Annotated in this window: 22 protein-coding genes; 9 read left to right on the top strand and 13 right to left on the bottom strand. The window is 42.0% G+C overall.

Translation table 11 applies throughout. From position 1 onward, the window contains the following. Positions 1–68: 68 nt before the first annotated feature. Entirely contained in the window at positions 69–785 is a 717-nt protein-coding gene (rph, locus tag A8140_RS01490) for a ribonuclease PH (protein ID WP_005535312.1), read from the bottom strand. A 174-nt stretch (positions 786–959) separates the two neighbouring features. Here rph and A8140_RS01485 point away from each other — a divergent pair, with 174 nt between their 5' ends. Further along, a complete protein-coding gene (locus A8140_RS01485) occupies positions 960–1,826 on the top strand; it encodes a YicC/YloC family endoribonuclease (protein WP_005535311.1) in 867 nt (288 codons plus the stop codon). 172 nt (positions 1,827–1,998) lie between these two features. Then, positions 1,999–3,195, top strand: coding sequence for a tyrosine-type recombinase/integrase (locus A8140_RS01480; protein ID WP_033000553.1), 1,197 nt, complete (start codon positions 1,999–2,001; stop codon positions 3,193–3,195). Between the two features lie 18 nt (positions 3,196–3,213). Here A8140_RS01480 and A8140_RS01475 read toward each other — a convergent pair whose 3' ends face one another. Then, positions 3,214–3,996 carry a hypothetical protein gene (locus A8140_RS01475; RefSeq protein ID WP_005535308.1) on the bottom strand — a complete coding sequence of 261 codons (783 nt, stop codon included), beginning with the start codon at positions 3,994–3,996 and terminating at the stop codon, positions 3,214–3,216. A gap of 242 nt (positions 3,997–4,238) precedes the next feature. Here A8140_RS01475 and A8140_RS25955 point away from each other — a divergent pair, with 242 nt between their 5' ends. From A8140_RS25955 to mobF, 5 genes are all read left to right on the top strand, one after another. Further along, complete coding sequence (locus tag A8140_RS25955; protein WP_005535306.1) at positions 4,239–4,427, top strand: helix-turn-helix transcriptional regulator; 189 nt, start codon at positions 4,239–4,241, stop codon at positions 4,425–4,427. A gap of 10 nt (positions 4,428–4,437) precedes the next feature. Beyond that, the gene (locus A8140_RS01465; protein WP_005535303.1) at positions 4,438–4,992 is read left to right on the top strand and encodes a hypothetical protein; all 555 of its coding nucleotides are present in this window, start codon (positions 4,438–4,440) and stop codon (positions 4,990–4,992) included. Positions 4,993–5,166: 174 nt separating this feature from the next. Next, on the top strand, positions 5,167–5,469 hold the full coding sequence (locus A8140_RS01460; RefSeq protein WP_005535302.1) for a hypothetical protein: 303 nt from the start codon (positions 5,167–5,169) through the stop codon (positions 5,467–5,469). Further along, positions 5,466–7,199 carry a type IV secretion system DNA-binding domain-containing protein gene (locus A8140_RS01455; RefSeq protein ID WP_005535300.1) on the top strand — a complete coding sequence of 578 codons (1,734 nt, stop codon included), beginning with the start codon at positions 5,466–5,468 and terminating at the stop codon, positions 7,197–7,199. The genes A8140_RS01460 and A8140_RS01455 overlap by 4 nt, the downstream gene beginning before the upstream one ends. Before the next feature lie 2 nt (positions 7,200–7,201). Further along, positions 7,202–9,787 (top strand): MobF family relaxase, encoded by a 2,586-nt coding sequence (gene mobF / locus A8140_RS01450; RefSeq protein WP_005535298.1) that lies wholly within the window; start codon positions 7,202–7,204, stop codon positions 9,785–9,787. Positions 9,788–9,810: 23 nt separating this feature from the next. On the opposite strand, the gene A8140_RS01445 is transcribed toward mobF, so the two are convergent. The 11 genes from A8140_RS01445 to A8140_RS01395 form a co-directional block, all read right to left on the bottom strand. Further along, on the bottom strand, positions 9,811–10,539 hold the full coding sequence (locus tag A8140_RS01445; protein ID WP_005535297.1) for a restriction endonuclease: 729 nt from the start codon (positions 10,537–10,539) through the stop codon (positions 9,811–9,813). A 24-nt stretch (positions 10,540–10,563) separates the two neighbouring features. Further along, complete coding sequence (locus A8140_RS01440; protein WP_005535294.1) at positions 10,564–11,013, bottom strand: phosphatase domain-containing protein; 450 nt, start codon at positions 11,011–11,013, stop codon at positions 10,564–10,566. Beyond that, a complete protein-coding gene (locus tag A8140_RS01435) occupies positions 11,010–11,948 on the bottom strand; it encodes a response regulator (protein WP_038862844.1) in 939 nt (312 codons plus the stop codon). Before A8140_RS01435 ends, A8140_RS01440 begins: the two co-directional genes overlap by 4 nt. Beyond that, a complete protein-coding gene (locus A8140_RS01430) occupies positions 11,945–14,332 on the bottom strand; it encodes an ATP-binding protein (RefSeq protein ID WP_050566974.1) in 2,388 nt (795 codons plus the stop codon). The genes A8140_RS01435 and A8140_RS01430 overlap by 4 nt, the downstream gene beginning before the upstream one ends. After that, the gene (locus A8140_RS01425) at positions 14,319–15,575 is read right to left on the bottom strand and encodes a DNA cytosine methyltransferase (RefSeq protein ID WP_005529148.1); all 1,257 of its coding nucleotides are present in this window, start codon (positions 15,573–15,575) and stop codon (positions 14,319–14,321) included. Before A8140_RS01425 ends, A8140_RS01430 begins: the two co-directional genes overlap by 14 nt. Before the next feature lie 325 nt (positions 15,576–15,900). Continuing rightward, positions 15,901–16,326, bottom strand: a complete 426-nt coding sequence (locus A8140_RS01420) for a phosphate-starvation-inducible protein PsiE (protein WP_005529146.1) — start codon at positions 16,324–16,326, stop codon at positions 15,901–15,903. 161 nt (positions 16,327–16,487) lie between these two features. Next, the gene (locus tag A8140_RS01415) at positions 16,488–17,327 is read right to left on the bottom strand and encodes an ABC transporter ATP-binding protein (protein WP_005529144.1); all 840 of its coding nucleotides are present in this window, start codon (positions 17,325–17,327) and stop codon (positions 16,488–16,490) included. Between the two features lie 36 nt (positions 17,328–17,363). Next, the gene (locus tag A8140_RS01410; protein ID WP_005430191.1) at positions 17,364–18,221 is read right to left on the bottom strand and encodes an ABC transporter ATP-binding protein; all 858 of its coding nucleotides are present in this window, start codon (positions 18,219–18,221) and stop codon (positions 17,364–17,366) included. 9 nt (positions 18,222–18,230) lie between these two features. Beyond that, positions 18,231–20,057: an extracellular solute-binding protein gene (locus A8140_RS01405; protein WP_005529141.1), complete on the bottom strand. Its 1,827-nt coding sequence runs from the start codon at positions 20,055–20,057 to the stop codon at positions 18,231–18,233. Between the two features lie 38 nt (positions 20,058–20,095). After that, positions 20,096–21,139, bottom strand: coding sequence for an ABC transporter permease (locus A8140_RS01400; protein WP_005430115.1), 1,044 nt, complete (start codon positions 21,137–21,139; stop codon positions 20,096–20,098). Between the two features lies 1 nt (position 21,140). Further along, complete coding sequence (locus tag A8140_RS01395) at positions 21,141–22,166, bottom strand: ABC transporter permease subunit (RefSeq protein ID WP_005430070.1); 1,026 nt, start codon at positions 22,164–22,166, stop codon at positions 21,141–21,143. 821 nt (positions 22,167–22,987) lie between these two features. Between A8140_RS01395 and A8140_RS01385 the strand changes: the two genes are divergently transcribed. After that, positions 22,988–25,588 carry a TonB-dependent receptor plug domain-containing protein gene (locus A8140_RS01385; protein ID WP_005529139.1) on the top strand — a complete coding sequence of 867 codons (2,601 nt, stop codon included), beginning with the start codon at positions 22,988–22,990 and terminating at the stop codon, positions 25,586–25,588. A gap of 73 nt (positions 25,589–25,661) precedes the next feature. Further along, a complete protein-coding gene (locus tag A8140_RS01380) occupies positions 25,662–26,426 on the top strand; it encodes a DUF3450 domain-containing protein (protein WP_005529137.1) in 765 nt (254 codons plus the stop codon).

The following is a 26,426-nucleotide window of genomic DNA, read 5'->3' as shown; positions in this document are numbered from 1 at the left end:
TCTCGACAATCATTCATTTCTCTATTGTCGAGATAAAAAAATAGCCCCCATAATGGGAGCTATCTAAATCAATTGGCTAACGCCGCCTTCTGTGCTGCGACAATTTCCGTAATGCCGATTTTCGCCGACTCTAACAGAGCCATCAGCTGTTCGTGACTGAACGGTTCACCTTCTGCGGTGCCCTGAATTTCAATCATCTTGCCTTCTTCTGTCATCACAACGTTCATGTCTGTGTCTGCCGCTGAATCTTCAACGTACTCAAGGTCACACAGAACATCATCACCTAGCAAACCAACAGAAACTGCCGCTACGTGGCCTTTCATTGGGTTTGCTTTTAGCTTGCCGCTATCCACTAGGTGTTGGAACGCATCTGCCATTGCAACGCTTGCGCCGCTGATAGATGCAGTGCGGGTGCCACCGTCTGCCTGGATAACATCACAGTCAACTGTGATCATGAACTCACCCATCGCTTGTAGATCAACCACAGCGCGTAGGCTACGTGCGATCAAGCGTTGGATTTCCATAGTACGACCGCCTTGCTTACCGTTCGCAGCTTCACGACGCGTACGCGAGTGAGTTGCACGAGGTAGCATGCCGTATTCAGCCGTTACCCAGCCTTTACCTTGACCTTTTAGCCAACGAGGCACAGATTCTTCAACGGTCGCATTACACAACACTTTGGTGTTACCAAATTCAACTAACACTGAGCCTTCAGCGTAAGCTGTGTAGTTACGAGTAATTTTGATTGGGCGAACTTGATCCGCCTTGCGATCGTTTGGGCGCATGGGCATCTACCTTAAGTAATGAGGAGAAGACGATTTGGTTGGGCGCAGATTATAACGGAATCGATTAAATAAAGCTATCTGGACAATCTCGACTCAGAATAGCAAAGCCACTGCCATCTGACTGTGCTACTATTGCGGGGTAATTTTCAGCAAATTAGAAGACAGGAAAATTCAATGATTTACAGTATGACAGCGTACGCGCGTAAAGAAGTGAAAGGCGATTGGGGTAGCGCAGTGTGGGAAATCCGCAGTGTAAACCAACGCTACCTAGAAACTTACTTCCGTATGCCAGAGCAGTTCCGTGCTCTTGAGCCAGTACTGCGTGAGCGTTTTCGTAAGCGCCTGGCACGCGGCAAAGTAGAATGTAGCCTGCGTTTTGAAGCGAACCCAGCAGCAAAAGCGGAGCTAAGCATCAATGAAGCACTGGCGAACCAAGTGATCAAAGCCGCTGAGCAAGTGATGCACATGACTGGTGAGCTAAGCCGCATCAACCCATTCCAAGTAATGCAATGGCCAGGTGTGATGGAAACGCCAGAGCAGAACATGGATGAGGTAAACAAAGAACTGCTTGCTGCTTTTGACGAAGCAATCAGCGAGTTCATCGACGCGCGTGGTCGTGAAGGCGACAACATGAAAGCGCTTATCGAGCAACGCCTAGAAGCGATCACATCAGAAGTTGTGAAAGTACGCGCACGCATGCCAGAAATCCTAGAGTGGCAACGTGAGCGTCTGTTCTCAAAATTTGAAGATGCAAAAGTTGAGCTAGACCCATCTCGCGTTGAGCAAGAGCTGATCCTTCTGGCACAAAAATCAGACGTAGCGGAAGAGCTAGACCGTCTTGATTCTCACGTAAAAGAAACCACAAACATCCTGAAGAAAGGTGGCGCAGTAGGCCGTCGTCTAGATTTCATGATGCAAGAGTTCAACCGTGAGTCGAACACGCTAGCGTCAAAATCGATCAGCACAGACATCACTGCATCAGGTGTTGAACTGAAAGTTCTGATTGAGCAAATGCGTGAACAGATCCAGAACATTGAATAGAGACACACAGCCTATCACCATAGACTACAAGCTATTGTTTTTATTAAATATAAACAATATAAAGTTCTCATCGCGTAGCATCAAGACGCACTAAATCGCACAGAAGTGGTTACAAAAATGGCGACAAATATTATACTAGGCAGTATGACGATTGCAGCTTGTAACCACTTTTATGAACGATAAGCAGATTCGGAGTTTAATCAGCCAAGGAAAACCTGGCCTTCTCAGAGTGGAAAAGGGAGGGAAAGGTGTTTACCTTCGAATTTCAAATAGTGGCACTGCATCCTGGGTCCTCCGATATACCTTTAATAAGAAACGAAGACTTTTCGACATCGGTCCATATGGCATGATGGCAGATCAAGTCTCTCTAGCTAACATAACGGATCTAGCAGCTACCTATCGATTGCAAATTAGAGCTGGGTTAGACCCTATTGAAGAGCGAGAGAGATCTAGTTTAGGCTCGATGGAATCAATTGATGAGATTGCCAAAGACTGGATTTCCGAGCTCACAAAACGCCTTAAACATCCACAAATACCTAAGCGTGTATACGAAAAAGACATTTCTCCCTCAATTGGCAAAATTAATATTCAAAATCTGAAGAAGCCTGATGTTGTGGCATTAGTTCGTAAGATAAGAGATAGCGGAAGACCAACAATCGCAGCAGATGCATTGAACTACTGCAAACAAATTATTGATCATGCGGAAACTCTTGGCCTGATAGATTACAACGTAGCTTTATCAATCAAACCAAGCAAACTTGGGTTGATCGAAAAATCCAGAAAAAGGTGGCTTAGCGAAGAGGAAGTAAATGTCTTTTTTTCAACTGCAAGAGAATACCAAGACCAATTTGTATTGGATAATTATCAGGCCTGTGTTTTATTAATCTGCTTAGGAGTCAGGAAGAATGAACTTCTTCAAGCGAAATGGTCAGAGTTTGATTTATCAAAAGGCATTTGGTTTCTTCCTGAAGAACGCTCTAAAACGAGCGAACCTATAGCTTACCCTCTTGACGCTTACTTAGTTGATATCTTAGAACAACTTAAATGGCGAAGTTGCGGTTCAGAATATGTATTCCCTAACCGAAGAAGATCAAAACGATTTGCACATATATCCCCAGATACCTTGAATGCAGCGATAAGTAAACTATTCAAAGATGAGAAGCTTACAATTCCGCATTTTACAGTGCACGATTTACGTAGAACTTTTCGCGCACACCTATCCGTAATTGGAGTATCGGACCACATTTGCGAACGTTGCTTGAACCATAAAGTCCCTGGAAGCAAAGGGGCATATGATGTTTATGATTACTTTCAAGAAAGGAAAGAAGCTCATCAAAAACTAATAAGCAAACTGAAGATTTACTTTTAGATTTCTAATGTCAGTAAGTTACGATTGTTTCAATACCTCATCAATAAATTGAATGTTGTCGGGTAAGAGATTAGGTGATTTTGTTGTTGCTCGCGCAGCCTTTCTGAATAACTCTACTTTAAACCATATATCTTTTGGCACTCTATAGTGCTCCTCCATCTGAAAAATTAAACCGCAATGTAGTTCGGAGAATAGTAGTTTACCTAAATCAGAATAGCGATTAGGTTCAGTCGAGTACATCGCTATAAAACACATAACTACCAAGTTAAGAGACACCACCATCAAGTTATGGGGATCTTTCACATGAAAATAAGCATCATCACTAATATCCGGTAGAATTGTGTCTAAACGAGGATACTGCTTCTCCCATCCTCCATTGAAAAATTTTTCAAGAAGCAAGGTGTCAATTTCAGAAGTAAAATCTCTTTCGATAAAGTAATTGTCACTTAGGGCGACATCTTCTCCGCTAAAAAACTTCTTATACCTATTCTCATAAAGACTATCTGCATAGGCACAAAATGCTTTGCGAAGACTGTCCCACCCATCAGTAACACTTTTAGAAAGCAGCATTTCAAAAAGGTAAAATGGGCCAACCTCAAAAAAACTTCGACTTCCCTGAACGATAATATCTAGCTGATTTAATACATAGTTTCCTTGAATGCCATGAGAGCCATTAGCGTATCGTTTCCACTTAACATCTGATTCCAAAAACACTTCTCGGCACACTTTCTTTGCTTTTTTACTACCAAGAGAGCTCTCAATTTTCGAAACTAAAGCTTCAGGACCATCTTCACCTTTCATTGTGCTCCTGAGAGAGCTGACTCCCAAACTATTTGGGCCATCTATATCTAGTTCGAAAAACACATACCTACACCAGAGTGCTGTCCTGAACTGGTTTATTTCACGTTTGATAGAAGCCAAAATCTCACTCACAAAAACAACAAAAAGTCAAACCAAAGATTGACGGTAATCGTTGGTTAGATTGAAAAATCGCATATCACTATCCTGACTACAAACCTTAAAACAGGAAGGAGAAAAAACATATGTACAGACAGCATATGCAAAAACCAACAGATGTAGCGTACCTAACGAACAGGCATGTATCAACAATATACAGATGGATCAATGAGGGCCTTTTACCTCGACCTTTATATGCAGGAAACCGCATTTTGGGGTGGCGTCATGAAACCATCGAAACCTGGCTATCAAGCCTTGAAGAAACCAACAAATAGGAAATGAATAATGAAGTATCTTATCGAATACTGCACACAACAGAAGCCTAGCAAGGCTACCAAGGTACCTATACTAGGTTTCGCACTTACCACTAGCGACATAGATGATATTACGACCTCCATGTATCAGCAATTTGGGATTAAATCTGATAGTGACTCTCAAAACATGATTTATATGGTACTAAACGACTATGAAGCATGGAGATTAGACAACCAAATATCTGATTCTCATAAAGTCAATTTCATTTGCCTTGGCGAGCATATTGTTCTGCGATACATGCTAAATAAGCATAGAAAAAAGAGTGGTCAACACTCCACCGCAATGTCACTAGCCCCTATCGAACGAAAAATCTACAAAGCATATGTTAGCAGCCAAGCGAAAAACTACTGCAAGCACTTCGGTATTGAAAAAATCAACTTCGAAAAGTTGATATCAATCCTCCACCTAAACGTCACTGAGTTTGAGCAAGGAGGTTTTAGCGCAGCCGAAGAACTAAGTTTGATAGCAATTGCTATGCACATTGCAAAAACTGAAGAACGCTTTGGCCTACTTCGTACTCGATGACACAGACCCAATCGCTCCTAAATGAGCAATTGGACACCCCATAAACTTCCGTTAACCTCATACTTATCATGAGGTTAACCAACCATCAACACTGTTTACAACATACACCCCGACTCAAAAAATATATAGCAAAATCAACGTGTATACATTGTTGACTGAAAAGGACTGACAATCATGGCTAGAAACTATCGAATTCAAGCAAAATCAAAAACATTTTCTGTTCGCTTTTCTGCGAACGACACAGCTGTTGTAGAAGAGGACATTGAAAGAAGTGGACTAAATCCTTCTGAATATTTCCGCCACTTGTGGGAAGAAAGCAAAGAACAAAAGAACATACAGATTCAACTAAATGCCTTAGAGATTCGTCTATTGGATCGACTATTTGAAATGGTCTCTGCCGTGGCAGGGATAGATGATCGTCAAAGAGACCTTGCTAAAAAAGCATACCAAGCGCGACTCAAAGCGAGAGCATTATGATTAAAAAACGCATTACTTACTTGATTCAGTTCTCTGCATTGTATTTCTTCTTCGCAACTGTGTTTTTCACTTTGATACTTACCTTTTCTTGGTCATGGTTTTCACCCAAAGGTTGGGGTTCGATTTCCCAAGATGCACTTGCATTATTCTCTGCGCTCGGTCATCTAACACCAAAGGTTTCATTGGATCGCTGGTATTGGTTCAATGAAAGAGTAGCTAGCTTCAACTGGCAAACTGACTTCTACCTACACCTTTATATGCCTCTTTTTTCCTCGATCATCCTGGCCTTTTTTGTCACAAAGGTATGCTTCAAACACCGAAAATTCTCGAACGAGTTGGAATTTGTGTCAGGCCCTGAGCTGTGCTCAGGGAAAAAAGCCACAACACATGCGAATAAGATGCAAAAGAGGGAACTAAAAATTTCCAACTCCACGATTGGTATAAAGGTTCACCCTAAACTTCCGATTTCTACCGCCAGGGAGCAAAACAACTTCTGCATACTCGGAACAACTGGTGCGGGTAAGTCGACCATCTTAAAACCCATGATTAAGCAAGCAATTGATCGTAACGACTATGCGGTTATTTACGATGAGAAAGGTGAATACACTCAAGGTTTTTACCACTCATTCAATACTATATTGCTTGCCCCATGGGATGCTCGCAGTGCCTTATGGGACATATCTAAAGACGTAAGTTCAGAACAAGACGCAGAACTACTAGCCCAGTGTTTAATTCCTTACAGTGATACAAAGGAACAAATCTGGAACGATGGGGCTAGAATAATCCTGACAGGGATGATTGTGTCACTAATCTATGGTTGCAAAGGTAACTGGGAATGGCACGATTTATACGAGTTACTCCAACTCAGCCCTGAGCATGCATTACTTCGGATGGAACCCTACTATCCAACCGTGCAGAGCCTAATTCAGAAAAACTCAAAAACAACTCAAGGTTTCTACGTCCACCTCATCACACACTTAAATTGGCTAAAGTACTTAAGCTTGGCTTGGAGAAAGAGCAGCAAAGAATCGTTCAGCTTGAGTCAGTGGGTTAAAAGCGGCACGAGCAAACGTGTGATCATAATTCAAGCCAACAGTGAATATGAAGCTGTGGGCAAACCTCTGTGCAATACAGTGATTTCTTTTATGACCAAGAAGTATTTATCGAGCAGTAATAGTTTTTACAGACCAACTTGGTTATTTATTGATGAGTTTGCCAACTTGCCTCCAAACCCGAGTGTCAAGAAGTGGCTGGAGCTATCACGAGTTTATGGTGGACGTTCAGTTATCTGTACTCAATCGCTTTCACAAATCCGAGATATTTACGGGGAAGACGAAACCAACGCCATACTGAACTTACTGTCAAACGTAATTACATTACGTCTTGGTACCGCAGGTGATGATGCTGTTTTTACCGCGCAGATGTTGAGTGAACAGACTGTTGAAGTGCCCAACTACGATAATGCTAATCACATCGGCATTCGGTCAAAGCAGCTATTGGTTGAAGCATCTGATCTGACACAGCTAAGGCCTGCTGATAACAAAGGTGTAGAAGGCTACCTCTTTATTCCTGGTTGGAAATCAGTCTACAAGCTGACTTGGCCCCTTTTTACCCAGCCCAACCAAGCGAAAAAGTTTATTCCTGCCAAATGGTTGTTAGACGTCAGAGTAGAAGCGTCCCCCAGAATCCCAACTCCTCAAAACAATAATCCACTAAATAAATGGAGCTAAAAATGGTTGCGACAATTAGTGCTGTTACCGACAAAAATTATCTGCCGAATCAAACTAAAATGAATAAAGAGGGCCATTCAAAAGAATACTACTCGGATCATGGCGAGCCTGATGGCAGATTCACTGGCACAGCGAGCAGAGTATTAAATTTACATGGAAAAGTTATTGAGAAAGCCCCCTATGACAAATTGATGGATGGCTATTCGACAGATGGTTTCGCGCTAGTGCAGAACGCAGGAAGCAAGGATCGACGTTGTGCTTGGGATGTAACTTTTAGCGTCCCGAAAAGCGTGAGTATTTGCTGGGCTTGTGGCACGCCAAAGCAACAAAAAGAAATTGAGGCAGCTATGAGTCAGTCAGTGCAAAGCGCCATTGCTATGATGGAAAACAAAGCAGCAACGACCCGTCGAGGCAAAGGATCAAAACAATATGAAAAAGCAGCAGGGTTGATAGTAGCAACATTTGAACATTGCACTAATCGGGCACAAGAACCACAGTTACATACCCATGCTCTCATATTCAACGTAGCTCCAAGAAAAGACGGCACTTTTGGCAGTATCGACTCCTATAAAATCTATCGTTGGATAAAACCATTTGGGGCGATCTTTCGTGCAGAAATGGCATATAAAATGAGTAAACTGGGTTATGGCATCGACCCCGACGGCGAGTCTTTTCGAGTGAAGGGCGTTTCCCAAGAACTTTGTGATGCATACTCTGCTCGCTCTAAAGCTATACAAAATGAATTAGACAAATTAGGGATAAAAACCAGTGCCAGCAAAGAAGGCGATCACTTCAAAACAAGAACTCGCCCAGGCAAAAAAGACGTGAACCGCCGTGAGTTATTTCAACAGTGGCAAAAAGAATTGCATAAAAAAGGGTTCAATTTGGACTCGATTCAATCCATGTACTGGTCAAAACAGACTACTAAAGGTGACTTACTCGATAAAGATTTAATCCTTTCGGAACTCACCGAACGACAATCCACATTTACCGAGCAAGAATTATTCTATCGAGTTGGTGTAAAAGCATCGCATTGTGGTATCAATGCAAAGGAAGCCCAAGCTTTTGCAGAACTGATACTCGAAAATGAGTCTGTAGTTTCATTAAGTAGAGAAGATATCTATGCTCCTCGATTTACGACCAAAGACGTAATACAGATGGAAAACCTAATGATTGACGATGCGAGATTCTTAGCCGCTAGCCGTTCTAAATGTATTGAAGATGATCAAATTCAACTCGCTATTCAAGCAGCCGAAAAACAACTTGGTTTTTCTTTTGATGAAGAACAGCAATCCGCCATTAAGTATTCTCTTCAAAGCGGAGATTTTTGTACCATACAAGGAAGTGCAGGGGCAGGGAAAACCACCTTGATGCTAGCTGTGAAAATAGCTTATGAAAAGAATGGTCTTCGCATAGTCGGGGCAAGTATAGCCAAGAAAGCCGCTGACAATTTTTTTGAAGAGACAGGGATTGCTTCTCGTACTGTAGCTAGCTACATCCATTCAATTGAACAGGCTCATAATCCTCTTAAAAACGTAGACGTATTAGTCATAGATGAAGCAGGGCTAGTTCCCAGTACAGACCTTCAAACCCTTCTGTATGAAGCGAGAAAAGCAAACTGCAAGCTAATCCTGACAGGTGAAGACAAGCAGCTCACAGCTATCAATAAAGGGGGGGCATTACGCCACTTATCACGCCCTGAAATACTAGGGACGCAAAGAGTTGAAACCATACGGAGACAGCGACAAATCTGGGCAAGACAAGTGGTTGCAGATTTGAGAGATGGTAATTCAGAAAGTGCTTTGAAAACTTTAGGTGACAGGGGATGCCTTCATTGGGAAGAAACGAAAGACAAAGCAAAAGAGGCGTTAATTCACGACTGGTATCAATATCAGAAAGCACATCCAGAGAAACAGTCACTTGTAATCGCTCAGGAATGGAAAGATGTAAAAGTGCTAAGCGAAGCCATTCGGGCCATACATATTGAAGAAGGACTAGTCGGGGCAGAGGGCCTAACGCTAAAATGCAGTGTGGCTAATAAGCTTTTCAATTATGAATTTTCCGTCGGTGATCGCGTAAAATTCTGCCGTAACGAGTATCGTACACTCCAAGTGGCTAATGGAACCATTGGAACAATCAAACAAATAGATAGCCTCAATAACGATGCAAGGTTAGTCATCGAACTAGACAACTGTAGAGAAGTCTCGTTTCTGGCATCAGAGTACAGCGATGAAATCGGTGTAAACCTATGCCATGCTTACGCCCTGACTGTTTTTAGCTCTCAAGGAACAACCGTCGACGGAAATACTTTCATCCTCTACAACGGTCAAATGGATAGAGCAAATACCTACGTAGCCCTCAGTCGTCATAAAGACAGATCTCACATCTATATTAATGAAGCAGAAATCAACGAACGAATTAGAGCATTTGAAAATGGCATAAAACCAACTGCTCCGCTAAGACATGCGGAACTAGAAAAAATGATGGCCCAGGACCGACATGCGACCCTAGCTATTGACCACCTAAAAGTATTCAAGCAGTGCGAAAAAATACCTAACCACAATCTTATCGAAGAGGTAACTATCTAGATGAAGTGAAGAAAAGGGCAGCTCTAACTCAATGGTTTTCTATCAGCAATTAGAGCATCTAAAGGGGTTACTAACAGCAAATAAACCGACTTAGATTGCTCATGATCATTGGAGCTAGCTTCATCGTCTTCAGTCGCGGTCAGCCAGAACCAGGGATGTTTACAGTTACATTTAGCTTCACTTTCATCACTCAGGGAGAACTTCTTACCGCAATCCCAACACCAAATATGAAAGTCACCACAAACATCACACTTACCAGTACAAGAAATAGAGACCGGCGAATCAGGTGCCCCGATTCCCATAGGGGTATCCCAAAGAACCAAACCTCTTTTAGATTTTTCATTACAATTATCACTGAGGCAATCATCCCATGATTCAAGATCAATACCCTCTAGCTCTTCCAAAGACACAACCTTAAGGTTAATAAAGTCCTGTGCTCGTTTTTTTGCAGCAGCACTATATCCATTAGGGCAAACTAGAATTCCTACCTTAGATGAGCAATCGATCATCATGCCATGGAAACTTTCGACATCTTTGACATTTAGGGGACGATTATACTTCTTTGCATCGACAATGATTCTTCGGCCTCTATCATCACCAAAACGAGAGTCAATGAGTACATCTACCTGTCGGATAGTTTTACTTAAACAGCCTTTAATCTTCGCATTTGGTATTACAGTTGTACTCGTAGACTGATAGTCTTCAGAACACAACTCAGCAACAAACCTTTCGTATTTCTTCCAACTAGTCATGGCTCTGCACGAAAGTCGTGATCATCAAAAGTTTCCTTCAGCAACTTGAAAACAAATCAGCCCCAACTCACGCCACATCTTCACAACTTTATCTCGGTCGTCAAAAACGCAAAGAATATCATTCTTGTAATTTGGATATAGGTCTAGAAGCCAGAAGCGCTTTAGTATTTCATCTGCTGTATATGTATCCATTTCTCTCATGGTTAAATCATCATACTGGACACCATGAAGAGATAGCCAATTGACAGTTTTATCTCTTACTATGTCACCTCTAGCAGAAAAAATATGGACGCGATTTCCCTGTGCCTTAAGTGCGTTGACAGCCTCAATTACTGGATGATTGGGTAAGTCCTTATCACAAGCTTCAAAGTAGGCAACCCAGTCAGGCTTCCGACCACTGGACTTATCAATAAAATGGCTTCTATGCTTGTTTAGGGCTAAAGTTCCATCTAAATCAACGATCACAGTTTTCATTCAATACCCAATAACGTCTCTATATTTGATATATGACGCTTAGTTTCCATGCGAATCAGCTTAATGTTCTCTTCTGTATGAACTGCTTCAATCGCTTCGCATGGTTCATGCGCATAAATATTTCTCAGATTATTAAGACTATCTCCTCGCTCTGTTCTATTGTAAAAATCTGACAGAATATTGCCATGATCCTTGAAGTCTTGTGACTTCCTTAACATTTCACGTAGAGACTCAGCCCGTGTATGACAATCAGTGATCCTTGGGTTGTCTTTCAGAAAATCGACTACTTCCTCATAGCTCCAATTATCTATATTTTCTAAGGCATCTTCTAAGGTTGTTTTTTTTCTTCTTAAACGAGCTTTTATTTGGTTGCTAACTCTCTCCCTTGAACCGCTCAAGACATCTTCTTTACAGTGTTCCAAAGCCCTCAAAATGCAATGGTCAACGTATCCAACTCTATCCATTAGCATTCCCCTAACAGAGTTAATTCTTTCATCATTTCTCAGTTGGGACTTTACTATTTTTAAGAATTTGTCACTAATATTGTCTCTGTGGCAATAAAAAATGCCGTCAATAAACTCAACTCCATCAGTGTTCTTACTATTAATTGCATTAGCCAAATCTAAAGGATCATCTCCGGTATAAAATAGAATTGGAGTATGATAATCATGAAGTGTTTTTCTTATATACTCAATAACATCTGAACCATTTAAACCAGGCATGTTAAAATCGATCAAGATAAAGTCTAACTCTTGGGATTCAAGTGCCTTAATAAAGTCTTCATTGTCTACGAGGCTACTACCAGCATTAGCCTCTATAGAAACTAGATCTAGTTCAATTTCTTTGCTCCTAAAAAATGTGGATATTGTTCTACGATCCCCTCTAACTAAACTTATTTGGTCATCTATCCAGACGATATTATACTTAAGCTTCATTTAAACTCCAAAGCAACAACTGCGCCAAATTTGTTGTTATTATCAATTGTTAATTCTGCACCTAAAGACCTAGCAATATCTCGGCAATGATATAAGCCTAACCCTGAACCACCTGTTGTTGTGGTGATGCCCTTTTTGAAATAGGCTTCTCGATCTAGTCTTTCAAAATCAAATCCTTCACCGTCATCAATAAATTTTATTGAACTTTCATCACAAAGAACTTTTAAGCTTTTTGCCCCGGCTCTACGAGAATTCTCTAAAATATTTACAAATAAAACACATGCCTCAGCAGGTTTGAAATTAATGATTCTTTCGTATCCTCCAGAATTTTCAAATGAGATTTTTACTCCCCATTTTCCGCTTCGGGATACAACCTTGTCTATGTAGCTTTCAATAAAGAAAATAATATCTTGCTTAACTGATGATACTTTTATATTGAAATCAGCTTTAGTTGCCATGTTGGCAGTTTCTTTTATCGTAGCTATATCAAGAACCGCATGTTCAATAACTTCAATTAATTCTTCTTTAGAAACCAATTCTGGTGATTCATAATATGCGTTAAGTATAGATCTACCATCTTTTTCTATACCCCCAGATATTTGTTGGATAACATGAGTAATCAATGCATCTAGTGTTTTTTCTGGGTCTACTAACCTTTCGAGAAAAACACTTCTCTTTTCTTCACTCTTAAGCCTTTCTGCTGTGACTATTTTTTCTTTGACTGCTACATCAGCTATTTTTTCAGCTTCAATTTTCTGCTCAACAGCAATGTCTTTCTTAACTTTTAACTCTTGTATGATTTTCTTTGTTTGTGTTTTCTTATGCTTAGTTAAGTCAGCAAAACTATCATTGCCTAAAGACTCTACAAACTCATCGAGGTACTCATTATATTTTGTTTCATTGATAGCTTTAAGCTTAAGAATCAACTCATCATTCAAATCATAGTTAATAACATTAAAGTTGCTACTTACCATTTTTTCTATTGAGTTCTTTACTTTATCTGTTGAAAGCTCTTTAAGTATATATCTATTTGGATCTCTTACTGCATCTTGTGCAGAAACAGCTTTCTTTTGATCTAAAGTATCGACTAGCCTATTCCACTCTAAACCATCAACAACAAATGCTTCTAACTGCCTTAAGATGACCAAAATATAGCCATACTCCTTATGGCTATTTTTTAGAACAACTTTTTCTTCTTCATCTGAAGCAGCAAGTTCATAATAAGCATTATTATGAACTAAACCTTCCCTGCTGGTAATAACACTAAATAAGTCTCTGTTATCCTTGATAGTAATCTTACCAAAAATATCACGAGTACCAAGGTTTCTAGATACACCTTGCGTTTTTCTCTGATCTAAGTTAAGCCAGTCATTTTTTTCATTTCCATAAGGTGAAATTCTAAACCCATTATAGAATAGAAACATAGAACCATACTTATTTGGGTTGATTCCTACGTTTCTCGTAAAGTAGCTTTTAGATAAAGTATCTAAGTAATGAGCTTCTATACTAATTCCTGATAATAGTTTAAATGGATTTTCAGCCGTATACCTATATAACTCTTCACCTTGATAATATAACACCGTATTTATAAACTCACCTTTGTCATCTATATTAGACTCAATGTAAGTTGTTTTTATTTTTAGCTTATCTAAAATTCCATTATCAACTTTAGAATTCAACTTGTCATTTAGGGGTTCATTGTTTTCAAAATACATGTTGCTTTTTATATGTATCTCAAATCCATTATCAAGAGCAGGAGAGAACTTCTCTAATTCAGAGAGCAATTTTGTTAGTTTTTTTTCATCCCAAACAGAACGTAGGTGTGATATTTTTAAAACAGTTCCTTGAGAGAACTCTTCTTCCCCTACACTAGTTAGGAAATCTTGCTTACTTAATATTTCAATTTTTAGTGGGATGGTTGATATTTCATCATTTAGCCCCTTATCTTCATATAGAGTCCAGTCTATATATAACTTAATGAAATCACCATCCAACGATTTTGTATATAAAGTTAACTCTTTTCCTAATCTATCACAGCTAAAACGACCAACGCCTTTATTACCAGCATATTCTTTATTCTTTGCATTTTTCTTTTCTGAATATGCAATATTTAACCATTTATCTTGAATATCTTCTTTGGTCATGCCAATGCCAAAATCTTTTATAGATATCTCAGGGTTAAATAGTTCGGATAAGATATCACCTTCAGGTTCAATATTTACATCACTGAGTTCGATAATCACCTTCGATGAATCTGCATCCTTTGAGTTCTTTACTAACTCAATCATCGCTACATTGTCGTTATAAATTAGTCCTCTTCCGACAATATCTTTCACACCAGCATTCGCTACAAAATGTGCATCTAAGCTATTACTGTTCATCATTCAACCTTTTCAAATACACGCCCAGCACTTCTCCAAGCAATGGAGGCACAGCGTTCCCAACTTGAGTGTATCGTGGACACTCCTGAGTTCTTCTCTCACCACCAGTCGTATATTTGCCTAATATGTCAAAGCTATCTGGGAATGATTGAATACGAGCCATTTCCCTCACAGTTAGAATTCGCGGCTCGCTATAGTGAAGTAAATCATCTGGTAGTGTTGTAAGAGTCTTAGAAGGCTCATCAGCATTTAAGACTGTTATTGCTTGTTTCTTGGTTCCAATTTCCAAGCGCATTTGATCATTCAAACTGACACCTGGCTTACAAATTTCTTGTATCTTAGTAAACTTCTCAATTGTGCTAAGCTTGTGTCTGGCTAAGCGCAGGCTATTCGGTTTTGACTTACCGGAGCCTTTTCTAATTACTCGGAGATATCTTGAAGGTTTAGACGGCAACTTATAATCAACTTTCTTGAAACCACTTTTATCGTTTCCAGAGTGGTGAACAAGACCATTGGTCTGCACCAACAAGTCTCCAATCGCATCACTCACTTTCACTGGTCTCAATGGTAACTTCTTCCTATTTAAAAAGTCTCGTCGACTATGAGATATGACTTCAAAAGGATTCTCGAAGTTCTTATCTACCAGGTCATCCTTGACGCCAATCATGATAAAACGGGTTCGCTTTTGAGGTACTCCAAAGTCAGCACTACACAGAAAGTCGGTGAACACCTTATATCCAAGTTTTTCAAGCTTGGCTTTAACTATCATGGAATGTGGTTTCTTTGCTTTTTTACCCTCAAGAGCTTTGAAAGAAGCATTGAAGCCTCTAACATTTTCAAGTAGCAAATACTTAGGTGAAACAATCTCTACCATCTTGATGTACTCATCGGAGAGCTTGTTACGCGGGTCTTTGGCATTCCGGCGTCCAGCAAGGGAGAAGCCTTGACACGGTGGTCCTCCTGCAATCAAATCAACCTTTCCTTTTAAAGCGGTTAGTTGTTCAGGATACTTCTCTAAAAGGTTTTGAATAGTCGTCGCCTCTTCAGGTAACCAATTAGGCCAATCAAAGTGCGCATGTTTTCCATCTATAAGGTTGTGTTTAAAGGTAGAAAACGCCATAGGATCTTTTTCTACCGCAAAAAGACCATGCCAGCCTGCATTGCCGAGGCCTAACGAAAGCCCTCCGCATCCAGAGAAAAGGTCAATATATGTTGCTTTTTGTGCTGAGTCTGGCTGACATGACATCTAGAAAATACTCTTAAATCTTAATTGCATATGTATAGTATTATTCTAAAGAAAAACTAGCAAAATACCAGGACTAAAAGGTTGTAGCTTTGTGAGGAAGAAGAAGGTTCCGCTCAACTAGAGACGATAAAAAAGCTCTCTTGAGCAAATCTAGACACTACCATATCAAAGTGGTGACAGATTTGGTGACATAATTAATAGAAATTAAATAAAGTTAATATATAACAAAAAATTAAGAGCCAACTATTGATTTAGATCCAGAATATCGAGTAATAAAAGACCTTGATGAGATATCAAAAAGCCTCGCACTGAGCGAGGCTTAACATCATTCGTCTTTTTCGGCGGTTTGATTATCGATATACGGCCAATAATGGTGACCAACTCGAATAACCAAGGTTGCAGCCGCCAGAATAAATGCCGCTGAAGATAACCACACGATCATTACTGAATCGAGCTCTTTCATACCTAAAGTGATATAACGAGCAATCGCCATCATGGCAATGTAGATCGGGAATCGAACCGGTATTTTACCGTTCATCACAAACTGCCCGACCATGGCCAGCACTTCCAAATAGATGAACATTAATAGGATGTCATCGAGTGCAACACGCTTCTGGACGTAAATGTGGACAAACTCTTCCACCATCGCCCACACAGTTGCCAGTGTAATGGCGACCAAAAGCACAGCTTCGAGCAGATGAAAGACTTTCAGAAAGGGACGACTGAATGATTTAGGTAAATGCGACGGCATGGCCAACTATCCAAAAAATCAAAGTAATAAGCTTGCAGTGTAGCATGCTCTTTTAAAGAAGCTGAAGACGCGTCTTCCCTCCAGTTATAAAGATACGCTCATAATAAAAACGCTCCAACTAAGTGGAGCGTTTTTATTATGATTTTACTCGGCGGGTGGCATTACGCCACTTGCTGCTTTTTTTCTGCTAAGCGCTTTTTCTTGCGATACTTCGGATGAGTAATTGGGATCGCAGAGAGGAGCTTCTTGGTGTAGTCATTTTGAGGGTTCGCGTAGATTTCTTTCGCGTTACCCGCTTCGACTACCTTACCAAAATACATCACCGCCACTTTGTCAGAGACATGCTTCACGACAGACAAATCATGAGAGATAAAGATAATTGCTAAATTCATCTCTTGTTGCAGTTGAAGCAGTAAATTTAGGATTTGCGCCTGAACCGATACGTCCAGTGCCGACACCGATTCATCACAAATCAGCAACTTAGGCTTAAGCGCAATCGCACGTGCAATACCAATACGCTGACGCTGACCACCGGAAAACTCATGCGGGTAGCGGTTCACTGCGGTTTCTGGCAAGCCAACTTTAACCAGTAGCTCTTTCACCCACTGCTTACGCTCTGCAGAAGTACCGATATTGTGAATCACATACGGCTCTTCGAGAATCATGCCAATGGTATGACGTTGGTTGAGTGATTCCATTGGGTCTTGAAAGACAATCTGCATGTCTTTACGCAATGAACGCATTTCTTTGACAGAAAACTTGGTGATGTCTTTACCTTCAAAGAAAATCTTACCTTCCGTTGGCTCGTACAACTTGAGAATCGTGCGGCCAAGGGTACTCTTACCACAACCAGACTCACCTACTAGGCCAAGGGTTTCCCCCTCACCTACTGATAGCGACACACCATCTACCGCTTTGATGGTGTAGCCTTTCTTAAACAGTCCTTTACCAGATACAAAGTGCTGCTTAAGATTTTCAATTCTTAATACTTCTTTGGCCATAACATCCTCTTTTATGACTTGTTCACTTTGCACCAGTTAGCTAGCAAACATGCTGGCATCGATCGGTTTAATGTCGATCATTTGCTTAGGCTCGTTATCCAAGCTTGGCATCAAGCCCATCAAACGTTCAGTGTATGGGTGTTGCGGATTATCGAATAGCTCGAAAATCTCTGCCTTTTCAACAATACGACCACCATACATCACCGCCACGTCATCACACACTTCGGCAACTACACCTAGATCGTGGGTAATGAAGATCATCGCCATGCCCGTTTCTTCTTGAAGCTCGTTCATTAGTTCAAGGATAGACGCCTGAACCGTTACATCCAGTGCAGTGGTTGGCTCATCACAGATCAGAATATCGGGTTTACACGCCAACGCCATGGCGATCATCACACGCTGACGCATGCCGCCAGACAGATTGTGTGGATACTCATTCAAGCGCTTTTCTGGCATTGGGATTTTCACTTTCGCCAACATTTCAATAGCGTAAGCTTCACGTTCTTTCTTATCCAACTCAGGACGGTGTAGCTCTAACACCTCACAAAGCTGACGACCAATAGAATGCACTGGGTTAAGCGCCGTCATTGGATCCTGGAAGATGATTGAAATGCGATCACCGCGCATGGCATACATTTCTTCTGCCGGCAGTGTCACCAAGTTTGTACCGCGGTAATCAACCTCACCATTGACGATATTACCGTAAGGTTTCGGCAGCAAACCCATGATGGACATGGAGGTCACACTCTTACCACTGCCCGATTCGCCAACAAGGCCAAGGGTACGTCCAGCGCGAACATCAAAGTTCACGCCATGCAGTACTTTCACTGGGCCGTCATCAGTAGTGAATTCAACTTCTAGATCTTTAACACTCAGGATTACATCGTTTTCCATAACACATCCTTACAGCTTATACGTGTCATCAACGACAACAACCGGTTCAAAGGTTTTACCCGACTTCATCGCCTTTTGGGTTTGTTTCTTAGCGTCCTTATCAATCCAGTACGTACCATCACCAATAATGCCGCCACTGAACAACGCTTCTGTCATTCGGTTCATTGGCTTCTCTGGCAGTTTCAACCAGCTCCAGTGGCCGTAACGAACGTATGGCACCATATAACCCGGAACAATCACGTGCGCGTCAATGATGTCGCGTTGGATTTCATGACCCAATTGGATCTTCTTATCCATGTCCATATTGAAACGGTACTCGATGATTTTCTCATCAAGCTCTGGTGTGCTGTAGTTTGTGAACGAGTTAGTCTGTGGCTTATTGGCATTCACTGAGTGGAAGTACTCCCAATATGTTGGGATCTCAGACGTACCCATATCGAAAAACGCTAAATCGTGCTTTTTCTCGCGTACGTATTTAAACATCGATGAGCCATCGATCAATTTAAGTTCAATATCCAAGCCAGCCAACTTGGCTTGCTCACGCACAAAGGCAATACGTGGTGTATGAACAGGTGTCGCGTAGGTCAGCTCAAAGCTCAAACGCTGGCCTTTGTCGTTAACACGGATACCGTCTGAGCCAATCTTATCGAAACCAGCTGCTGCAAATGCTTCAGCCGCTTTTTCTGGGTCAAACTTTGGTGCTTTCGCATCTGGCAGGGTGTATTTACCGTGGCCATAGCCTGTTGGGTTCGGCTTACGGCTGTAATCACCGCGCATGATGTTTTCGATCATGCCATCAAAATCGATCGCGTATGTAATACCCTTACGGATGTTTAAATCATCCAATAATGGCATTGCGGTGTTCATCCAAACGCCGCCAGCGCCAACAGGGTATTGGTTGTAACCCCAAAACTTCTGGATGTAGCCTTTTTGATAAGGTGCGGTATTGGACTTGTCATGCCATAAACTTGGTAGCACAAGGCCAAACGCATCTAAACTGCCTTTTTCGAAGTGCTTCTTGGCGATGTCGTTATCACGAATAACCGTGATGCGAATCTTGTCTACGTTATAGCGGTTCTCGTAGTACTTATTGGTGTAACCCCACCAGTCCTCACCGACGTGCTTAAAGGTTACGCTTTTACCTTTTTTGATATCGTCTAGGTAGTAAGCACTGGTCGTAGGCTCGCTCTTGAAGTTGTAATAACGGACAAAGTTGTCGTGAATACCATCACCGTTCTCATCTTTCTTTGGATTCGCATAGAAATGAGCAGGACGAGGACGCAGCGCTCCCATTCTTAACAGTAACTCTTCAGGATTAAGCTCTTTCGCTGCCTCAACGGCGAACGTATGATCATCAAACTTAATCACATCAGCGACAGTTTTGTTGTAGTAATCGTTATACCAAGGCTCGAGAATGTCTTTCGAACGATAGAACTTAAGCATGAAAACAAAATCGTCTGCCGTGACTGGTTTGCCATCGGACCATTTCGCTTCTGGGTTTAGTTTGAAGTAAACCGTCTTATTATCACCAGCTAGTGCCCACTCATTGGCCAGCTCAGGGATAAATTCTAGGGTGTCTGGGTGGCGAACCACCAACCCTGGCGTCTCGTCCAAGATGAACGAACGCAAGCCAGAGTTCGCATCCGGGCCGACGCTACGTAGAGTCTGCGGAAAGCTCGACATGTAAGTACGATAAGTCCCGCCACGTTTCGCTTCAGGCGAGCCATATTGCGGCTCATCCCAGTTTGTTTGCCAGTTTAAGTCAGTCGGTAGCGTTGCTGACATCGCACCAAAACTTAGGGCGCTCAGCGTGGACGCTAAAAATAATTTTTTCATAAAACTTCCCTTTTTTATGTTTTGCTCACAATGCTTGCTTAAACATAGCGTGTGAATTTTTTCGGGTCGAAAGCTGCTCGGATTGCTTCACCGATAAAGGTCACCATCACCAGCACCAGTACAATTGAAGTCACTACTGAAGACACAATCCATGGCGAGTCTAGGTTTGACTTACCTTGCTGCAGCAGTTCACCCCAACTTGGTGTTGGTGGCATCAGACCAAGGCCTAGGTAATCTAGTGCGGTCAGTGCCGTGATATTGGCCGCGATAGTAAATGGCGCAAGCGTCACTATCATCACCATGGTGTTTGGTAGGATATGATTAAACAGAATACGACCTGTTGATGCTCCTAGCGCACGCGCTGCCATCACATATTCGCGAGCCGATTCTTTATAAGTCATGGTACGCATGTACCAAGTCATCCCCATCCAACCAAACAGTACGTTAATGGCGACGAACAAGGTAAAGGTGGGTTGCACAATGGATACCAAGATCATGATGACGTACAAGAACGGCACCATAGACCACACTTCGATCAAGCGTTGAACAAACAGGTCGAACTTACCGCCCCAGAAGCCCATAGCACAGCCAACGGCAGTACCAATCGCATAAGAGATTGCCATTGTTAGTAGCGCAAATCCCATCGCAGTACGGAAGCCGTAAACCAATCGAGCCAAAATATCACGACCGATTACATCCGTACCTAGGTAGTGTTTATTTTCAGCATCGGGTGCCGTTGGAGGGAAATCACCACTGAAGTCTTGCTCGTATGGGTTCCAAGGAACAATCGGTAGAATCACGAAGTTATCGCCGCCTTCAGCTTCAAATACTTTCTGCAGCTCTCGATAATCGGCTTCACTCGAAGAAGCTTGGCCAAACTCGCTACCTAAACGTACATCACTGACGACTGGGAAATAGTAACTACCATCGTACTTCACCATTAAAGCTTTACTGTTGATCAACAGCTCTGCAAACAGAGAAAGGATCAACATGGTGGATAAGATCAAAAACGACCAGTAGCCACGTTTGATTTCTTTAAAGTGACGGATTTTCTTTTGAGTTAATGGGCTAACTTTAATCATATTACGCTCCAAACTTCACACGTGGGTCGACTAAAGCAACACAGATATCTGAAATGATATTACCAATCAGCAGTAATACCGCGTTGATAGCTACGATGCCCATTACTACAGGGTAGTCACGCTCCATGATGGATTCATAACCAAGCAGACCGATACCATCAATGTTAAAGATTACTTCGATAAGGAACGCACCTGTCATAAAAAACAAAAGTGAATTACCAAAGTGAGAAGCGATAGGAATCAAGCTATTGCGCAAAGCGTGCTTACGTACCGCTTTCTTAAACGGTAAACCTTTAGCTATCGCAGTACGAATGTAATCTGACGATAAGTTTTCCATCAGGTTGTTTTTCATCGTCATCGTCAGCGTTGCGAAGTCACCAATCAAGTAACAGATCAGAGGCAATACAGCATGCCACATAATGTCTTTTGCGCGCTCAAAGAAGGTTTCGTAATCATCAAAATCATCGCCAACAAAGCCCCCCATTGGGAACCATTCTAGGTGATAACTGAATAGCGTAATCAGCAAAACACCAACCACATAACCCGGTAAGGCGTAGCCAACGAAGATAAGAATGGAAGAAGCGGAGTCAAACACGGAGCCATGCTTCAACGCTTTATAGTAACCAAGCGGAATTGAGATAAAGTAACTGATAAAAAAGGTCATTCCGCCATAAAACAGAGATACAGGTAAACGCTCGGCAATCATGTCAGATACCGGTTCGTAGTATCGGGTAGATTCACCCAAATCAAGCGTAACCAAGCGACTCAACCACTCAACATACGCTTCCATAACTGGTTTATCTAAACCGTAAAACGCATTAAGTTCTGCGATTTGCTCATCAGAAAGTGCGGTGTTACCACCAGCTGAGGTCATTGAAGCGGCGCCATCACCTTGTGCTTGCATTTGCGAAAGCATTCGCTCTACTGGCCCACCGGGAACAAATCGAGTGATCGCGAAGATAAGAATGGTAATTCCGAGAAACGTTGGGATCACCAGCGCTAAACGGCGTAAAAAGTACGACAGCATATACAACTTGCTCCTTGTCTACTGTCCATTATTAGGCGGGGTTGGATAGGAAAAATCCGGCCCAAAATGGTGCATTTCTATCCTGTAGTAACTAAAGCTGTTGAAACACACTCCCTGAATTTCAAAAGCCAGTTTTTTCCACTACTGCAATAATTTCAGCGTCATATTTATCTTGAATCTGAGTAAGCTTCAAGTGTTTGAATCCAAAACATGACAAACTTCTTCCGATGTCGAAAAATAGAAATGTTTTTGTAAATAATTATAAAAAACCACAAAACCAATTCACACAGAATATCAACCTAGGCACTCTAGAGCCAAAACCCTATATAAACATGCAAATATGGAGAATAAATAGACAAAACAACCTAACTTCCATTTGACCCTAAAATACGAGTGAGCCCTTTTATTACGGTGGGTATCATATTCTGATACCACCCCATGCGATCGAGTTAACATACAGAGCATTCCATAAAAACCTCATAAAAGAATAATTCTCTATATATACACCAACTTTCAGTACTAATCGCCCACTTAAAAACTACAGGCAAGATAAGTCATTAATCTTTACAAGAAACACAAAATACGGTGTTTTATTAAAATTTAATCTCGGTTTATAAAAGCTAAACAGCAAAATATGCTGTTATTTATATCAGCTTTGGTTTTTTACATCTTTTTTACATTTCTTTATCTCTGTTTACCACTGGTTTGACTTCCTTTTTTCATCTCGGTTATACATGTCCAGAACGTTAACGAAATATTAACGTCATAATTGGTCTTTATATGACCGCACATAGGAAATAATAATAATCGGAGCAACAAGGATGTATAAAAACACAACCGCTTTATCTGTTGCGATCAGCCTTGCACTGGGAACCGCAGCAGTGGCACCTCTAGCAGCACAGGCAGAAGAGCAGCAAGTTGAAAAACTTCAAAAAATGAAAGTTACTGGTTCGCGTCTAACGCGTGCGTCTATGGAAGGAAGCACACCAGTAGCGGTTATCGGCCGAGCAGAAATTGAGCGCGCCGGTGATATCTCTATCGCTGATGTACTACGTAAATCTTCATTCAACTCTTTCGGTTCATACAGCGAAAGTTCAGGTAGCTCTTGGCAGAGCCAAGCAACCATGTCACTACGTGGTCTAGGTGCTTCACGAACACTTGTTCTAATCAACGGTAAGCGTCTACCAGGTTCTGCAACAATGGGCGGCGGCGCAGCAAACCTGAACGTCATTCCAGCAGCTATCGTTGAGCGCGTAGAGGTAATGGCCGATGGTGGTTCTGCAGTATACGGTTCAGACGCTGTTGCAGGTGTTGTGAACGTAATTCTAAAAGACGAGTTTGACGGCATTAACGTAACTGTTGGTGGCGGCATCCCTTCGCAAGAAGGCGGTGACGAACAAAACTTCTCTATCGTAACGGGTACTTCTGGCGAAAAAGGTAATATTTACTTCTCGTTTGAACACGATTCCAAAGGCGAGATCTACCAAAGAGACCGTGACTACTTGAGCTCAAAGAATACTAGCTCAGATAACTACTTTGACATGTCTGGCGTAAGTATTTACGGCCGTAACGTATATCATGATGGCAAACTAAAGCCTCTGAACGGTTATGAAACTGATGCGAAGTGTGACTCTTCTAAAGGCTTCGTGGGTGTTACTGAATACCCTGGTCTTGGCCCTATGTGTGGTTATGATTACACCTCAGAAGCAGCTCAAACCGCTTCTCTTGAACGAAATACAGTTTTTGTAAATGGTAATATTTTCCTATCAGATACAACAACCTTTAACGCACAAATGCTTTTAAGCCGTAACGAAAGCTTCGGTCGTTTTGCCCCAGCAGCGGGTTACTTTGAAGTTGATCCTACAACATCAGGCGGCGCTGATTTCTTTACAGAGAACGGCTTGGACCCATCTAAGGGCCCTGCAAGTGTTTACTACCGTTTTACGAACGTAGGTACGCGTGACACAAACGTTACGGATTTCCAAGCGGATATGAAAGCGGGTCTAGACGGCTCCTTCTATACTGACGGATTTGGTGAGGTAATCTGGGAAACAGGCTACCACCTTAACTACTCAAACAGTAATGAACGCGGTACTGGCTATGTTCTACGCTCACCAGCAGAAGCATTGGCTAACTCTGGTCAATTCGTAAATGGCGAGTTTAGTGCTGACGCGACTAAAGATCTGGCCGCGACTACTGCTCGTGAATCGCAAATGGAAATGCACCAGATCAATGGTGGTTTACAGTTCGACCTAGCAGATATCGGTGATGTAACCATTCCACTATACATTGGTGCTGAAGCAACAACGTATGACTACTTTGACCAATACGATTCACAAAGTGAAGCGGGTAACATCATTGGTAGTGCTGGTAACTCAGCTGCTGGTGACCGCCAAACATACGCACTCTTTGCAGAGTCTCTGATCGCATTCACAGATGAGCTAGAAATGAACGTAGCACTACGCTACGACCACTACAGCGACTTCGGTAGTGCTGTTTCACCAAAAGCATCATTCCGTTACCAGCCTCTCGACAACTTAATGTTCCGAGCTGGCGCAGGTATGGGCTTCCGCGCTCCTTCTCTAAGCAACCTTTACGGTGCGGATAGCGAATCAAATGACTACGCAAAAGACTACGTTTACTGTGAAGACCAAGGTATCTCTGATGCAGATTGTCCTGAGAAGCAGTACACAACAACGCGTACATCAAATGAAGATCTAGATGCTGAAACATCAACATCATTTAACTTCGGTGTAAGCTACTCGCCAATCGAAGATCTAGCGTTAACAGCGGATTACTACAATATCCGTATTGAAGACACTATCGTGATGAACACGCTACAGAGCATGATTGACCAAGAGCGTAGCAGTGGTCAGCCAAACTCGAATATTACGCGTGACTCTGCGGGCAGCATTACGCACGCTGTAGTTCCACTATCAAACATCGGTGACCTTGAAACATCGGGTATCGACTTGAAAGTAAACTACCTATACGACTTTGATGTTGCAACTGTACGTTATGACTTTGCTGGTACTTACGTACTAGATTACAGCAGCCCTGAATATGTTAATGGCCCAACAAACAACAAAGTCGGCCGTAACGGTCTTCCTGAGTACCGTTTCCAAACGGGTGTTGGCTTCAATATCTTGAGTGATCACGATATTTACCTATCGGCTGATCACATTGCCTCTCAAGCACAAGACGTAGATAAGAACTACAACAAGACCGGCAAGATCCCAAGCTACACAACGTTCAACGTAGCCTACAACTACATGGCACCTTGGGATGCAAAACTAACAGCAGGTGTACGTAACCTAACTGACGAAGATCCAGCATTTGAAGCAGATGGTGTTACATACAACGATGAACTGTACAGTATTCAAGGCCGTGTATTCTTCGTTAACTACTCTCAAAACTTTTAATTAAAAACTTTGGCGCAGGAGTCTTTCCTGCGCCCCATTCGACTGACTTTTATACACTGACAAGGATGCTACTATGACGTTAAAGGAATTTGGCGTAAGTGCAGTTACTGCCGCAATTTTATCGGTAAGTGGAGCAGCTATTGCTGCAGACTCCGGTACTGTTGTCGCTAACCAAACAAAGACAACGAAGTCTTCTCAGGCTTCACAACAAAAAATCGACGGATATGCTGAAAGTGCGGAAAGCATGCTAGCTGAATACAAAGGCTTGCTTCGCCAAATTGACAGCATGAAAGTCTACAACGAACAAATCAATCGCATGGTTCAATCTCAGCAGGGAGAGCTGGATTCATTGAACAGTCAGATTGCTCAAATCGACCAAACGGCGACTGAGGTTGTACCTTTGACGCTGAAAATGATTGATGCACTTGATGAATTCGTCGTACTCGACCTTCCTTTCCAAAAAGAAGAGCGTACTAAGCGTGTCAATGAACTGCGTGACCTAATGGACCGTGCAGACGTAACGACTTCAGAAAAATTCCGTAAAGTGATGGAAGCGTATCAAATCGAAGAAGGCTTCTCTCGCTCAATTGAATCTTACAAAGCTAGCCTAGAGCGCAACGGTGAGACCGTGACTTACGACTTCCTACGTATTGGTCGTACTGCGCTTTTATTCCAATCTCCGGATGGCGGTGAAACAGGAATGTGGAATCAACAAACCCGTCAATGGGAGTCACTACCTGAAAACTACCGTATCGCTGTACAGCAAGGCCTTCGTATCGCTAAGAAACAAGCGCCACCAGCGCTGATCAAACTGCCTGTATTTGCTGGGGAGGAATAA

This window comes from Vibrio campbellii CAIM 519 = NBRC 15631 = ATCC 25920 (assembly GCF_002163755.1).
In the GTDB taxonomy this organism is placed as follows: Bacteria; Pseudomonadota; Gammaproteobacteria; order Enterobacterales; family Vibrionaceae; genus Vibrio; species Vibrio campbellii.
Note: the sequence above shows the minus strand (reverse complement) of the source record. Positions and strands in the feature narration are given on the sequence as shown.